Source organism: Phocaeicola vulgatus ATCC 8482 (genome assembly GCF_000012825.1).
Lineage (GTDB): Bacteria > Bacteroidota > Bacteroidia > Bacteroidales > Bacteroidaceae > Phocaeicola > Phocaeicola vulgatus.
Genome location: NC_009614.1, coordinates 1,080,256 through 1,093,077, shown reverse-complemented (window position 1 = coordinate 1,093,077; position 12,822 = coordinate 1,080,256). Strand labels below are relative to the sequence as shown.

At 42.0% G+C, this 12,822-nt stretch carries 19 protein-coding genes; 14 read left to right on the top strand and 5 right to left on the bottom strand.

Going from position 1 to position 12,822, the window contains the following annotated elements:
- Position 1: 1 nt before the first annotated feature.
- From rpmD to BVU_RS03945, 13 genes are all read left to right on the top strand, one after another.
- Positions 2–178 (top strand): 50S ribosomal protein L30, encoded by a 177-nt coding sequence (rpmD, locus tag BVU_RS04000; protein ID WP_005844887.1) that lies wholly within the window; start codon positions 2–4, stop codon positions 176–178.
- 30 nt (positions 179–208) lie between these two features.
- Positions 209–655: a 50S ribosomal protein L15 gene (gene rplO, locus BVU_RS03995; RefSeq protein ID WP_005844889.1), complete on the top strand. Its 447-nt coding sequence runs from the start codon at positions 209–211 to the stop codon at positions 653–655.
- A 4-nt stretch (positions 656–659) separates the two neighbouring features.
- A complete protein-coding gene (gene secY, locus BVU_RS03990; protein ID WP_005844891.1) occupies positions 660–2,006 on the top strand; it encodes a preprotein translocase subunit SecY in 1,347 nt (448 codons plus the stop codon).
- 10 nt (positions 2,007–2,016) lie between these two features.
- Positions 2,017–2,814 carry a type I methionyl aminopeptidase gene (gene map, locus BVU_RS03985; protein WP_005844893.1) on the top strand — a complete coding sequence of 266 codons (798 nt, stop codon included), beginning with the start codon at positions 2,017–2,019 and terminating at the stop codon, positions 2,812–2,814.
- 1 nt (position 2,815) lies between these two features.
- Positions 2,816–3,034: a translation initiation factor IF-1 gene (gene infA / locus BVU_RS03980; RefSeq protein ID WP_002558052.1), complete on the top strand. Its 219-nt coding sequence runs from the start codon at positions 2,816–2,818 to the stop codon at positions 3,032–3,034.
- 14 nt (positions 3,035–3,048) lie between these two features.
- Entirely contained in the window at positions 3,049–3,165 is a 117-nt protein-coding gene (ykgO, locus tag BVU_RS21295) for a type B 50S ribosomal protein L36 (RefSeq protein WP_002558051.1), read from the top strand.
- A gap of 33 nt (positions 3,166–3,198) precedes the next feature.
- A complete protein-coding gene (gene rpsM / locus BVU_RS03975; protein ID WP_005844895.1) occupies positions 3,199–3,579 on the top strand; it encodes a 30S ribosomal protein S13 in 381 nt (126 codons plus the stop codon).
- An 11-nt stretch (positions 3,580–3,590) separates the two neighbouring features.
- Positions 3,591–3,980, top strand: a complete 390-nt coding sequence (rpsK, locus tag BVU_RS03970) for a 30S ribosomal protein S11 (RefSeq protein ID WP_005844897.1) — start codon at positions 3,591–3,593, stop codon at positions 3,978–3,980.
- Positions 3,981–4,096: 116 nt separating this feature from the next.
- Complete coding sequence (gene rpsD / locus BVU_RS03965; RefSeq protein WP_005844899.1) at positions 4,097–4,702, top strand: 30S ribosomal protein S4; 606 nt, start codon at positions 4,097–4,099, stop codon at positions 4,700–4,702.
- Positions 4,703–4,713: 11 nt separating this feature from the next.
- Complete coding sequence (locus BVU_RS03960) at positions 4,714–5,706, top strand: DNA-directed RNA polymerase subunit alpha (protein WP_005844902.1); 993 nt, start codon at positions 4,714–4,716, stop codon at positions 5,704–5,706.
- Between the two features lie 3 nt (positions 5,707–5,709).
- Positions 5,710–6,198 carry a 50S ribosomal protein L17 gene (rplQ, locus tag BVU_RS03955; RefSeq protein ID WP_005844904.1) on the top strand — a complete coding sequence of 163 codons (489 nt, stop codon included), beginning with the start codon at positions 5,710–5,712 and terminating at the stop codon, positions 6,196–6,198.
- 410 nt (positions 6,199–6,608) lie between these two features.
- Positions 6,609–7,034, top strand: a complete 426-nt coding sequence (locus BVU_RS03950) for a hypothetical protein (protein ID WP_005850650.1) — start codon at positions 6,609–6,611, stop codon at positions 7,032–7,034.
- Between the two features lie 118 nt (positions 7,035–7,152).
- The gene (locus tag BVU_RS03945) at positions 7,153–7,692 is read left to right on the top strand and encodes a hypothetical protein (protein WP_005844908.1); all 540 of its coding nucleotides are present in this window, start codon (positions 7,153–7,155) and stop codon (positions 7,690–7,692) included.
- A 94-nt stretch (positions 7,693–7,786) separates the two neighbouring features.
- On the opposite strand, the gene BVU_RS03940 is transcribed toward BVU_RS03945, so the two are convergent.
- Positions 7,787–9,586, bottom strand: coding sequence for a MutS family DNA mismatch repair protein (locus BVU_RS03940; protein ID WP_011964904.1), 1,800 nt, complete (start codon positions 9,584–9,586; stop codon positions 7,787–7,789).
- Between the two features lie 330 nt (positions 9,587–9,916).
- Between BVU_RS03940 and BVU_RS03930 the strand changes: the two genes are divergently transcribed.
- A complete protein-coding gene (locus BVU_RS03930; RefSeq protein WP_005844912.1) occupies positions 9,917–10,588 on the top strand; it encodes a glycine zipper domain-containing protein in 672 nt (223 codons plus the stop codon).
- Between the two features lie 254 nt (positions 10,589–10,842).
- On the opposite strand, the gene BVU_RS03925 is transcribed toward BVU_RS03930, so the two are convergent.
- Genes BVU_RS03925 through BVU_RS03910 form a run of 4 tightly spaced genes read right to left on the bottom strand, consistent with a single transcriptional unit; the run spans position 10,843 to position 12,808 of the window.
- Complete coding sequence (locus tag BVU_RS03925; protein ID WP_005844914.1) at positions 10,843–11,301, bottom strand: DUF4252 domain-containing protein; 459 nt, start codon at positions 11,299–11,301, stop codon at positions 10,843–10,845.
- Positions 11,298–11,828 (bottom strand): hypothetical protein, encoded by a 531-nt coding sequence (locus BVU_RS03920; protein ID WP_011964903.1) that lies wholly within the window; start codon positions 11,826–11,828, stop codon positions 11,298–11,300. Before BVU_RS03920 ends, BVU_RS03925 begins: the two co-directional genes overlap by 4 nt.
- Positions 11,815–12,327 (bottom strand): RNA polymerase sigma factor, encoded by a 513-nt coding sequence (locus BVU_RS03915; protein WP_005844918.1) that lies wholly within the window; start codon positions 12,325–12,327, stop codon positions 11,815–11,817. The genes BVU_RS03920 and BVU_RS03915 overlap by 14 nt, the downstream gene beginning before the upstream one ends.
- Entirely contained in the window at positions 12,314–12,808 is a 495-nt protein-coding gene (locus BVU_RS03910; protein ID WP_005844920.1) for a DUF4252 domain-containing protein, read from the bottom strand. The genes BVU_RS03915 and BVU_RS03910 overlap by 14 nt, the downstream gene beginning before the upstream one ends.
- Between the last annotated feature and the right edge of the window lie 14 nt (positions 12,809–12,822).

Here is a 12,822-nt window from a genome sequence, read left to right as displayed (position 1 = left end):
TATGTCAACTATTAAGATTAAACAAGTAAAAAGTAGAATTGGTGCTCCTGCTGATCAAAAGAGAGTACTCGATGCGCTGGGACTTCGCAAGATGAATCGTGTGGTTGAGCACGAAGCAACTCCTTCTATTCTGGGAATGGTTGAAAAGGTAAAACACCTGGTTGCCATCGTTAAGTAATTCATTGTTAATAAAAAAACTAATTACGATATGAATTTAAGTAATTTAAAACCTGCAGAAGGATCTACAAAGACTAGAAAAAGAATTGGCCGTGGCCCGGGATCTGGTTTGGGTGGTACTTCTACAAGAGGTCATAAAGGTGCTAAATCAAGATCAGGTTATTCAAAGAAGATTGGTTTTGAAGGTGGACAGATGCCTCTTCAACGTCGTGTTCCGAAGTTTGGTTTTAAGAATATTAACCGTGTAGAATATAAAGCTATTAACCTTGAAACTATTCAGAAATTGGCTGAAGCTAAGAATCTGACTAAGGTAGGTATGAATGACTTTATTGAAGCTGGTTTCATTTCTTCTAATCAATTGGTAAAAGTACTAGGTAACGGTAGTTTGACTACTAAGCTTGATGTGGAAGCTAATGCTTTTTCAAAGAGTGCGGTAGCTGCAATCGAAGCTGTTGGTGGTAATGCAGTAAAACTCTGATTCAATGAGAAAATCTATTGAAACATTAAAGAATATATGGAAAATTGAGGATCTGAGACAAAGGATCCTCATTACTATATTATTTGTTGCAATTTACAGGTTTGGTTCTTACGTGGTTCTGCCAGGTATTAACCCTGCTATGTTAACTCAGTTGCATAAACAAACGAGTGAAGGTTTGTTAGCCTTGTTAAACATGTTCTCTGGAGGAGCGTTTTCCAATGCATCTATTTTTGCATTGGGAATCATGCCATATATCTCGGCATCAATTGTAATTCAGCTTTTGGCGATTGCTGTTCCCTACTTTCAGAAAATCCAGCGTGAAGGTGAAAGTGGTAGAAGAAAAATCAATCAGTATACTCGTATATTGACAATTGCAATTTTGGTTTTCCAAGCTCCCTCATACTTGCTTAACCTTAAGATGCAAGCCGGACCATCACTTAATGCTTCATTAGATTGGACATTCTTTATAATTACTTCTACCATCATTTTGGCAGCTGGAAGTATGTTTATTCTGTGGCTTGGAGAAAGAATAACAGATAAGGGGATAGGTAATGGTATATCATTCATCATTTTGATTGGTATTATTGCCCGTCTGCCACAATCTTTATTCCAGGAGTTTGTTTCTCGTCTGGCTTCTCCGGGTGCAGGTGGTATCATCATGTTTTTGTTGGAAATAGTATTTTTGTTGTTCGTTATTGCAGCAGCAATTTTGCTGGTTCAAGGCGTCCGCAAAGTTCCCGTACAGTATGCGAAACGTATTGTAGGAAACAAACAATATGGTGGTGCAAGACAATATATTCCTTTAAAGGTGAATGCTGCGAATGTAATGCCTATCATCTTTGCCCAGGCAATCATGTTTATCCCTATTACATTGGTAGGTTTCTCAAATGCTGCAACAGCAAGTGGTATTGTACGTGCATTTGTAGATCATACTAGCTTCTGGTATAATTTTGTTTTTGCAATATTGATTATTGTGTTTACATACTTCTATACTGCAATAACAATTAATCCTAACCAGATGGCAGAAGATATGAAGAGAAATAATGGTTTTATTCCGGGAATAAAACCAGGTAAGAATACAGCTGAGTATATAGATGCGATCATGTCTCGTATTACTCTGCCGGGTTCTATATTCTTGGCTCTTGTAGCCATCATGCCTGCATTTGCCGGTATTTTTGGAGTAAAAGCTGAGTTCGCCCAGTTCTTCGGTGGTACATCCTTATTGATTCTTGTAGGTGTTGTATTGGATACACTCCAACAGGTAGAAAGTCATTTGCTGATGCGCCATTACGACGGATTGTTAAATTCCGGAAGAATCAAGGGGCGTGCTGGTAATGTTGCTGCATATTAATTAGTCTGAGATGATATTTCTTAAGACAGATGATGAGATAGAGCTGCTTCGTCAGAGTAACCTACTTGTAGGTAGGACTCTGGCTGAAGTTGCTAAATTGATAAAACCCGGTGTGACAACTAAGGAACTTGACAAGGTGGCTGAAGAGTTTATTAGAGATAATGGAGCTGTTCCTACTTTTAAAGGTTTTCCCAATCAGTATGGTGATCCGTTTCCCAGTACCTTGTGTACTTCGGTAAATGATCAGGTTGTACACGGTATTCCCAATGATATCCCTTTGAAAGAAGGTGATATTGTTTCTGTTGATTGTGGTACTTATATGAATGGGTTTTGTGGGGATTCAGCTTATACCTTCTGTGTAGGAGAAGTTGATCCTGAGGTCTTGAAACTTTTGAAGACAACAAAAGAAGCTTTATATTTAGGTATAGAGAATGCCATTCATGGAAAGCGTTTGGGTGATATAGGTTTTGCTGTCCAGCAACATTGCGAGGCTAATTCCTATGGTGTGGTAAGAGAATTCGTAGGTCATGGTATTGGAAAAGATATGCATGAAGATCCGCAGGTACCCAATTATGGAAAAAGAGGATACGGCACTCAGTTGAAAAAGGGTATGTGCATTGCCATCGAACCGATGATAACATTGGGTTCCCGCCAGATAGTAATGGAAAGAGATGGATGGACAGTGCGTACACGCGATAGGAAATGTGCCGCTCACTTTGAGCATACAGTTGCAATAGGAGTTGGGAAGGCAGATATTTTGTCCTCATTTGAATATGTCGAACAAGTATTAGGAGATAAAGCAATTTAATATGGCAAAGCAATCCGCAATAGAACAAGATGGAGTTATAGTTGAAGCATTGTCTAATGCAATGTTTCGTGTTGAGCTAGAAAACGGGCATGAGATTACTGCTCATATCTCTGGCAAGATGAGAATGCATTACATTAAAATATTACCCGGGGATAAGGTCAGAGTAGAGATGTCTCCTTATGACTTATCTAAAGGAAGAATCGTTTTTAGATATAAATAAAAAAGAAATAAGATATGAAAGTAAGAGCATCATTAAAGAAACGTACGCCGGAATGCAAAATCGTTAGACGAAATGGCCGTTTGTATGTTATTAACAAGAAAAATCCTAAGTATAAACAACGTCAAGGATAATTTATTATTTTTGCAAAAAAAATAATTTAGTATATGGCTATAAGAATAGTTGGTGTAGATTTGCCTCAGAATAAGAGAGGCGAGATTGCGTTAACCTATGTATATGGTATTGGACGCAGTAGTTCAGCAAAAATCTTGGATAAGGCTGGTGTTGACAGAGATGTGAAAGTAAAAGACTGGACAGATGACCAGGCTGCTAAAATTCGTGAAATCATTGGTGCTGAATACAAAGTAGAAGGTGATCTTCGTTCAGAAGTGCAATTAAACATTAAGCGATTAATGGATATTGGTTGCTATCGTGGTGTACGTCACCGTATTGGTCTGCCGGTTCGTGGCCAGAGCACTAAGAACAACGCTCGTACACGTAAGGGAAGAAAGAAAACAGTTGCAAATAAGAAAAAAGCTACTAAATAATAATTGTTGATATGGCAAAAAAAACAGTCGCAGCTAAGAAGAGAAATGTGAAGGTTGACGCTAATGGACAGTTGCATGTTCATTCTTCATTCAACAACATCATTGTATCTCTGGCAAATAGTGAAGGTCAGATTATCTCATGGTCTTCTGCAGGTAAGATGGGATTTAGAGGTTCTAAGAAGAACACTCCTTATGCAGCACAGATGGCTGCACAAGATTGCGCTAAGGTAGCGTTTGATCTTGGCCTGAGAAAGGTGAAAGCTTATGTAAAGGGTCCTGGAAACGGACGTGAGTCTGCTATCAGAACTGTTCACGGAGCTGGTATCGAGGTTACTGAAATTATTGATGTAACTCCGCTTCCGCACAACGGTTGTCGTCCTCCGAAAAGAAGAAGAGTTTAATAGATAACCTATTTTTATATGTAACTTGATTTTGTTAATAATGGATTGCACTTCCTTTCTGTAATCGCGGCTGCAACAAATTAAGTTCATTAGTAACAATTAAATTAGAAAAAGAAATGGCTAGATATACTGGACCAAAATCAAGAATTGCCCGTAAATTCGGTGAAGGAATCTTTGGAGCAGATAAAGTTTTATCTAAGAAGAATTATCCTCCCGGACAACATGGTAACAACAGAAGAAGAAAGACTTCTGAGTATGGTGTCATGTTGGCAGAAAAACAAAAAGCTAAATATACTTACGGTGTATTGGAAAAACAATTCCGTAACCTGTTTGAAAAGGCTGCAAGTGCTAACGGTATTACCGGTGAAATCTTGTTGCAGAGTTTAGAGGCTCGTCTTGACAACGTGGTGTTCCGTTTGGGTATTGCTCCGACTCGTGCTGCTGCCCGTCAGTTAGTAAGTCACAAGCACATTACAGTAGATGGAAAGGTAGTTAATATTCCTTCATTCTCTGTAAAACCCGGTCAGATTGTGGGTGTACGCGAAAGATCTAAATCTTTGGAAGTGATTGCTAATTCACTTGCAGGATTCAATCACAGCAAATATCCTTGGTTGGAGTGGGATGAAAGTTCTAAGGTAGGTAAGTTGTTACATATACCTGAAAGAGCAGACATTCCTGAAAACATTAAAGAACACTTGATCGTTGAATTGTACTCTAAATAATAATTAATTTCATGGCGATATTAGCATTTCAAAAACCTGATAAAGTATTAATGTTGGAAGCGGACTCCAGATTTGGAAAATTTGAGTTCCGTCCACTCGAACCCGGTTTCGGTATTACCGTAGGTAATGCTTTACGCCGTATTCTTCTTTCTTCATTGGAAGGATTTGCAATCAACACGATTAAGATCGAAGGTGTAGAACATGAGTTCGCATCTGTACCCGGTGTTAAAGAAGACGTGACCAACATTATCTTAAATCTGAAGCAAGTCAGATTTAAGCAAGTAGTAGAAGAGTTCGAAAATGAAAAGGTAAGCATTACCGTTGAGAATTCTAGTGAATTTAAGGCAGGTGATATAAGTAAGTATTTGACTGGATTTGAAGTGTTAAATCCTGAATTGGTTATTTGCCATTTAGATTCAAAAGCAACAATGCAGATGGACATTACCATTAATAAAGGTAGAGGGTATGTTCCGGCCGACGAAAACCGCGAATATTGTACCGATGTTAATGTAATTCCTATCGATTCTATTTACACACCGATACGTAATGTAAAATATCAGGTGGAAAACTTCCGTGTTGAACAGAAGACTGACTACGAAAAGCTGGTATTGGAAATTACTACCGATGGTTCCATTCACCCGAAGGAAGCTTTGAAAGAAGCCGCTAAAATATTGATTTATCATTTCATGTTGTTCTCTGATGAAAAGATTACTCTTGAAACATCCGATGTGGACGGCAATGAAGAATTTGATGAAGAAGTATTGCACATGCGCCAGCTGCTTAAGACTAAGCTTGTTGATATGGACCTCTCAGTTCGTGCCTTGAACTGCTTGAAAGCTGCCGATGTGGAAACATTGGGTGACTTGGTACAGTTCAACAAGACAGATCTGTTGAAGTTCAGAAACTTCGGTAAGAAATCGCTCACGGAGCTTGATGATTTGCTCGAGGGTCTGAATCTGTCGTTTGGAACCGATATCTCTAAATATAAATTAGATAAAGAATAAAAAATGAGACATAATAAGAAATTCAATCATTTAGGTCGTACTGCTTCTCATAGAAGTGCTATGTTATCTAACATGGCTTGTTCTTTGATCAAGCACAAAAGAATCACTACGACTGTTGCAAAGGCTAAAGCTTTGAAGAAATTCGTTGAGCCTTTAATTACAAAATCTAAAGACGACACAACTAATTCACGTCGTGTTGTATTTAGCAACTTGCAAGATAAGTTTGCTGTAACGGAGTTGTTCAAAGAAATCTCTGTAAAAGTAGCAGATCGTCCGGGTGGTTATACTCGTATCATCAAAACAGGTCATCGTTTGGGTGATAATGCTGAAATGTGCTTTATCGAATTGGTAGATTACGATGAAAACATGGCTAAGACTGCAACTGCTAAGAAAGCAACTCGTACTCGTCGTTCTAAGAAGAGTGCAGCCGCTACAGAAGCTCCTGCAGCACCGGCAGCTGAAACTACAGAGGAAGCCCCTAAAGCTGAATAATCTGTAATCATCATATATATAAAAGCCATAGCTATAAAAGCTGTGGCTTTTTTTATTTTATGCCCTGACCGGCAGTAATGAGAAAACAAGCTGTGAGGCTTCTGTCCACATGCATATTACTTGTTCTGTTTACAAAAGTTTTGATACGGACGAGGCATGCAGAGCAAGAACAGCTTTTAATTTAAAGTCGGAATTAGAAACATCGAATAATTCCTTCAAAACCGTCATAGATAGGTAACCTGTTGCTTTTCAGGAAGAAACCATGAAGGAATTGAGAACCGATCCTTCATAATTTTGGATAATCCTTCATAGCTCCCTTAAAACAAAATACCTTTGATATGTGTTAATTATTGTATGAAATGAAATCTAAAACGCTATTTATGTTATCTTTGTAAACCAAACAGTAAGCAATGAAAGGATTTGTTACAGTCATATTATTTTTTCTGTTTGCCTTGGCTTTTGCCGGAACAGAATATGTAGATGCAGTTCCAGCTGCATCAATGACGGTATGTACTGTACAGCATACGGATACTACTCCGCAGCACTCCATCAATGAAGATCGTGTCATTCCCTTGGATAGCAATAAGGGAATAGCAGATATGGAGTTTGGGGACGCTCATACTTTAGCACATCGTGTCAGTGCCTCTGCAGAGCGCATGTACCGTTTTTCCTCCATAGAAACTACCCAATTTATCAAAATTTTGTTGCGTAAGATGGCCGCCCGGATGGCCAGTCTTGCAAGCTGTCATACCCATGTGTATGCCTCTTCCCATTCCCTTCCCTGGGATAGTGCTTGCGAGCACTATATCTTTGGTATGAGGCGCATTCTTATTTAGCTTTTATTCTTTTACCAATTTGTTTTTCATGGTTCTGTCTTGCCGGGTGATTGGCGAGATGTGACCTTGGTATGAATTATTGTATTTTTAATTAGTAAAGAATAAAATTTAAATTATTATGAGTAATACAGTTTCTACTGAAGCAACCTTGTTTTCAACAACACACCCTGATGTCGTAAAACGTACTAGTGTTTCTTCTATTATCATATCCGCTATCCTTTGTGTGATAGGTGCGGGTGCATTTGCAACCTCTTTAAAGATGGGGGATTCCTCATCCACCATGAGCATGGTGCTTATGGCCGGTGGAACCATTTTGTTTCTGTGGGCCGTATTCCGCTTTTTCTGGCGAGGCAAGGAATGGGTGTATGCACCTACCGGCAGCGTAGCTAAAGAAGGGACCTGCTTCTTTGATGTATGCGATTTACAGGCTTTGACGGACGCGTTGGAGAAAAAAGGTTTTGAAACCAGGAATGACGTGAAAGTAAAGACAAACGGAAACGTACGTATGGACTATATGATTTCTCAGGACAAGAAATTCGTTGCGGCCCAGCTGTTCCGTTTCATCCCCTATACATACGAACCTGCATCTTCTGTGTTTTATTTCACGGGAGATGATGCAAGTGCGTTTGTACATTGCTTGGAAACAAGTGAATTTTGATTTTCTATGACTCTTTATGTTATGAAATAAGGTGTGCCTGTGAAGGTCTGCTTTATTTGCTTAAGACGTTAATGTGATAAATTGTCGGGTGGGGTTAGTCGTTGATGATTAGCCCCATCTTTTTCATCAGGAAGCAGGCATTCATATTTTGTGCGATACCTTCACGGAGTTTGTATGAAAAAGTCAGTTCATCGTTGGTAATATCAGCTTCAAAGCAATAATTCCGTATCTCTTTGGGGAAATATTCTATTAGTTTCCCTAATAGCAGGTCGTGTGTGGCAATGATGCCATTCGTCTTCAGTTCCATCAGTTGGCGTACCAGGGCGAATGAGCCTTTCTGCTTGTCCATCGAGTTGGTTCCTTTTAAAATCTCATCCAGAATGATGAACAACTCCTCTCCCTTATTCAGGCGGTCTATAATTTGTTTCAATCGTTTTAGTTCGGCAAAGAAGTAAGATTCGTTGTCTGTCAACGAATCGGAAGTCCGCAAGCTTGTCACTAGTTTGGCAGGATATATTTCAAGGGAGGAACAGCATACGGGGCAGCCGGTACATGCCAATACATAATTCACTCCGATTGTACGCAGATAAGTACTTTTTCCTGCCATGTTGGCTCCTGTGATGATGACAAAGAACGGTCTTGAGGGGATATCGGCATCATTGGTCACACATTGCCGTGCAGGCATCAGGGGATGTCCCATATCCTTTGCAAGGAATACAAAAGGCTTGCCGGCAATGGTCGGATAGGTGTATGCGGGATGGTTGCCGGCAAATGTCGCCAGAGAACAAAGAGCATCAATGTCACCCAATACGTCCAGCCAGTGGAGCAGATATTTTCCATATTTGTGCCTCCATTGCTCAATGCGCATTACCTGCCGGAGTTGCCAGAACATGGAACCTTCCAGCAAGACATATAGCAGTTGGTTGTTGCGCAAGTCCAGTTTGTCCAGTTCCCGTGAAAGCTCTTTCAAGATATGGGTGGTGGATTTCCCGTTCATGCCGAATTCAGCTTTCAGGTGTCTGAGTAGCGGAGCGTTCATTTCCCGGTTTTCTATCAGGCTGATCAGTTCGGCGTAGATAGACAGGATACGTAATTTCTTGTCATACACTCTTTGCAGGTTGCTGACAGGCTTTATCAGTCCGAAACTACCTATCACGAACAGTCCGAAGGCCAGTCCGAACCATGTCATCGGAATGACCCCCGCCACTCCCAGCATAGCCAGTACGATGTTGACTCCGGGAACGATTCCCAATAACGGGCGGCTCCACCATTTCTTGCTGAAATAGGCAGGTGCTTCCGTCCACTCTTTAATTTCTTCGCGGTCGCTTGTCGCCCCTTTGTAGAGCAGGCCGGTGATCCGGAATGTTTCCCGGAAATCGGAATAAGCAGCCAGTTCCTTTGTCGCCTCCTGCCGTTGGATTATCTCTTCCTTTATCTCCAGATGATTTTGCAACCATTCTGCCAGTTTTTCCTTTCCGAATGAAGTGCAGGTACGGTTCAAGGCCTGGAACAAGGAGTGCCTTCCGAACAAGTCCAGGTCAAAAGAATACCTGTGGGCCGGGTTTGTGAATTCCTTTCCGTCCTCAAAAGGCTCATAGTTGTCCGCCAGTGCGGAAAGCTCGTCACTATTCACCCGTATGCAGGTTTCCAGCCAGTCTTTGCGGAAAAACAACCGGTTGTGATACTTCACCAATGCCAGAAAAGGAACGAAAGTGACCGCTATGGTTAGACATATAGTGGGTGTCCCTGCCTGATAGAAGTAGATTGTTCCTATAATCCCTGCTGCAAATAACAAGACCCTCAGCGTGCTGATGCGGAGAATCTTATTTTTTATCTGGCGGAGTTCTGCCTCAGCCTGTTCAATGCGCTGTTCGTATTTTGCTTTCAATTCCATAATGATAGGTTATAAATATTTCCTTGCCATACCGGGCGCGGTTTTGCAGCGGAGAGGGGGAAGCCTTCTGCGGCGATGCAAGGGTATGGCGAAGAACTTTTCATTTGTTTTCCGGCAAATATATAGAAAAAAAAACGTCTCCTTCTGTTTCTTGTGTTATTTAGACTTATCTTTTCATTTTAGGAAGAAGAGCCTTCCATCCGGAATGATGGCGGTTAGACCGATGAGGATGCATGACAGGAAATGAAATTTTAACATAGCCGATGAACCCATTGTCAATAGGAAAAAGTATATTTGTCTGTCTGATAAAGATTATAAACTACTTGGGGTATGAGAAAAATGATATTCATTTTATGCATTCCGACCGCTTTGCTTTCGGCTTGCTCACCATCCGGAATGCAAGGCAATCCGGCGGCAGTACAAGCCGGTGCGGCCATCGGCGGAGTATTAGGCGCTATTGTGGGTGACAGGGCCGGCGGATACAACGGTTCGCAATTCGGCGCCCTGCTGGGAACTGTAACGGGGGCTGCTGTGGGAAATGCCATAACTACACCTCGGGAGGAAACTTATCAGGTGGAGGAGTATTACGTAAAGACTTATCCTTCTTCTTCGCAGTATGAGCACACTTCCTCTTATGAGCCTTCATCGGGATTGAGGATTATCAACCTGCGTTTTATCGATGATAACCGTAACCATGTTATTGATGCGGAAGAAGACAGCAAACTGGTGTTCGATGTGGTGAATGATGGTGATGTGCCCGCTTACAATGTTACTCCGGTAATAGAGGAAATGAGCGGCATGAAACATATTTTGATTTCACCTTCGGCTCAGATTGCCTATATGCCTGTCGGGAATCAGATAAGGTACACGGCCACCATTCGTGGAGGCAGGAAGTTGAAAACAGGCCAGGCGCAATTCCGTGTTTTTGCAACAGAGAGCAACGGGGCGGTGACCGAAGCGCATGAGTTTACTTTGCCTACCCAAAAACGGATAAAGAAATAAGTTCCTTCATTGGTGGGGCTTCTGCGGGCGGATAACCATTTTCCGGAGATAACGTAAGCATTCGCAGCCCTATTGTTAAGCCTTTCCGACCGTCCGGTTACTATCTCCAAAGCCTGCGGAGTTATCTCCATAGCCTTTGGAGTTAACTCCGCAAGCTTTGGAGATAACTCCATAGTGCTATGGAGATAGTATATATCCTTTCTTCAGACCTTAGCAGGCGGGAGAAAAGGCCTTAGGGTGGGGGATGTGTGGAGTTACTCCTTGTTGATGATGCCTTGTATCTCTTGCAGGGTCAGATTTCCTGTGATGGCGATGATGGTAAATTCATTTTTTTCCTGACTCATCAATACAAATTCCTTTTCTTTGTTTTTGTTCCGTTTCAGATAAATGATGGTCTTTTCGCCTTCATCGTTTATGCGCATCAGTTCCTCGTAGCCGTTCTTGGGACTGATGAAAGCTGTCTCTTTTTTCAGCTTGGCGATAATGTCGGGTTTTTCACAACTTAGAATCTGGATGTTATCCAGTTTGGAGGCTACTTCGCCTATATTTACCCCTTCCGTTTTCATGTCGGGCATCAGGCTGAGCATGGCTTTTGAGATATAGACAGAGGTTACCCCGTCCATATCAGCGAACTTGTCGAAAAAACTGTCCTGTGCGTAGGTGAACAGTGAGCACAGAGAGAGCAATAAGGTAATGATATATGTACGTTTCATTGTTTTATGTTATTTAATCGGTTTAATTGTTCGTTTACGTTCTCTTGAATTTTTCCGGTGGCTTCCTGCACCGATTCCACTTTTTCTATTCCTTTATTCAGGCTGCTGGAAAGCATGATAAGTGCCTTCTGGGCCTGTACGTATGCTTCTTCGGGGGTGGCGCAGGTATCTTGCGGTGCCGGATAGGGCTTGTATAGGTACAGTCCTACGGAGAGCAGGATGAGCAGGCTGGCGGCTATGCTCCCTATCCATTGCAAGCGGAGGGTCCGTGTATGTTTTTTTATTTTCAGCGTGCGTCTTTCGCCTGTGTCCCATTGGTCTATCTTGCGGCTCAGCCTGCTTTCCAGTCCTTCCGGTATTTCGGGAGCGGGCTGTGCTGCCAGTTGCATGAAGATTTCCTTCTCGGCAAGTAAATGAGCCGGAATGTCCTCTTCGGTAAAAAAGCGTTTCAGTTCCTTTTCTTCGGTTTCGCTGGTTTCTCCATCGTAATACCGGGCCAATAGTCTTTCTATTTCATTTACTTTCATAGTTCATTATTGCATTATATTGTTCACGTATCTTTTTGCGGGCGCGGCTCAGCAACACACGTATGTTGATGGCATTCAGTCCTGTGGCTTGCTCTATCTCCTCAAAGGAGCAGTCATTGACATCACGGAGCAGAATCACCCGCTTTTGTTGCTCTGGCAGTCTGCCGATGAGCCGGCGTACCTGGTTCACCTCATCCCGTTGTTCCACTTCCCGCGCTATGTTGGTGTCCGTAGGGAGGTTCAGCTCTTCGGGTGCATGTCCGTCTTCATCGGGCCGGCTCCTGCGGAGGGCGTCGTAGCACAGGTTCTTGACAAGGGTGACGCAGTAGGCTTCGGTGTTCAGCACGCCCGCCAGCTCATCGCGCTTGTTCCACAATTTCAGATACGCCTCCTGCACCATATCTTCCGCCTCCTGAGGGTTTTCTGTCAGCCGGAAGGCTGTCCGGTAGAGTTTGCGGTGGTAAGGCAGGAATTGTTGTTTAAACTCAGCGGCGTCCATGCTTCTTCTTATTTGTTGTCTGATCGTTTATAAGTTGGGCAATATCTTGTTTGCGTATTTTTCCGTTTACTTGTATCAGTGAGCATTCATCATCCTCTATGATAGCGATGAGCAATTCCCGGATGACCTCCTTTTTCATTCTCATTTGTATGTGTATGCGTTCTCCATCTTCATTCATTTGCATCAGCGTTTCGTAGCCGTTGTTGGACAATGCCTCGAATTGTCGTGAAAAGCGTTGCTTTACGTCCGGTGAGCACTCATCCAGATCTAGTATTTTGGCGGAGCGTATTTTGCTTGCTATTTCTTTGCCCTCATCATTATAAGGATAAAACATTTTTCCTATAAACATGAGGAAAGGGGATGCACTGACATATTCAGCATTTTTTTCCCGGCGGAACTCATCAAAGAGTGCTGCTGAATTTTGTGCAAGACTAATCTGACATCCTAAGACTAGCAATAGAGTAAATACAAACTTTTTCATGGTTTTATTTTGTT

What these genes read in the sequence shown, in the direction of transcription:
- rpmD (WP_005844887.1), top strand. Translation starts at nt 2, where the DNA reads ATGTCAACTATTAAGATTAAACAAGTAAAAAGTAGAATTGGTGCTCCT.
- rplO (WP_005844889.1), top strand. Translation starts at nt 209, where the DNA reads ATGAATTTAAGTAATTTAAAACCTGCAGAAGGATCTACAAAGACTAGA.
- secY (WP_005844891.1), top strand. Translation starts at nt 660, where the DNA reads ATGAGAAAATCTATTGAAACATTAAAGAATATATGGAAAATTGAGGAT.
- map (WP_005844893.1), top strand. Translation starts at nt 2,017, where the DNA reads ATGATATTTCTTAAGACAGATGATGAGATAGAGCTGCTTCGTCAGAGT.
- infA (WP_002558052.1), top strand. Translation starts at nt 2,816, where the DNA reads ATGGCAAAGCAATCCGCAATAGAACAAGATGGAGTTATAGTTGAAGCA.
- ykgO (WP_002558051.1), top strand. Translation starts at nt 3,049, where the DNA reads ATGAAAGTAAGAGCATCATTAAAGAAACGTACGCCGGAATGCAAAATC.
- rpsM (WP_005844895.1), top strand. Translation starts at nt 3,199, where the DNA reads ATGGCTATAAGAATAGTTGGTGTAGATTTGCCTCAGAATAAGAGAGGC.
- rpsK (WP_005844897.1), top strand. Translation starts at nt 3,591, where the DNA reads ATGGCAAAAAAAACAGTCGCAGCTAAGAAGAGAAATGTGAAGGTTGAC.
- rpsD (WP_005844899.1), top strand. Translation starts at nt 4,097, where the DNA reads ATGGCTAGATATACTGGACCAAAATCAAGAATTGCCCGTAAATTCGGT.
- BVU_RS03960 (WP_005844902.1), top strand. Translation starts at nt 4,714, where the DNA reads ATGGCGATATTAGCATTTCAAAAACCTGATAAAGTATTAATGTTGGAA.
- rplQ (WP_005844904.1), top strand. Translation starts at nt 5,710, where the DNA reads ATGAGACATAATAAGAAATTCAATCATTTAGGTCGTACTGCTTCTCAT.
- BVU_RS03950 (WP_005850650.1), top strand. Translation starts at nt 6,609, where the DNA reads ATGAAAGGATTTGTTACAGTCATATTATTTTTTCTGTTTGCCTTGGCT.
- BVU_RS03945 (WP_005844908.1), top strand. Translation starts at nt 7,153, where the DNA reads ATGAGTAATACAGTTTCTACTGAAGCAACCTTGTTTTCAACAACACAC.
- BVU_RS03940 (WP_011964904.1), bottom strand. Translation starts at nt 9,586, where the DNA reads ATGGAATTGAAAGCAAAATACGAACAGCGCATTGAACAGGCTGAGGCA.
- BVU_RS03930 (WP_005844912.1), top strand. Translation starts at nt 9,917, where the DNA reads ATGAGAAAAATGATATTCATTTTATGCATTCCGACCGCTTTGCTTTCG.
- BVU_RS03925 (WP_005844914.1), bottom strand. Translation starts at nt 11,301, where the DNA reads ATGAAACGTACATATATCATTACCTTATTGCTCTCTCTGTGCTCACTG.
- BVU_RS03920 (WP_011964903.1), bottom strand. Translation starts at nt 11,828, where the DNA reads ATGAAAGTAAATGAAATAGAAAGACTATTGGCCCGGTATTACGATGGA.
- BVU_RS03915 (WP_005844918.1), bottom strand. Translation starts at nt 12,327, where the DNA reads ATGGACGCCGCTGAGTTTAAACAACAATTCCTGCCTTACCACCGCAAA.
- BVU_RS03910 (WP_005844920.1), bottom strand. Translation starts at nt 12,808, where the DNA reads ATGAAAAAGTTTGTATTTACTCTATTGCTAGTCTTAGGATGTCAGATT.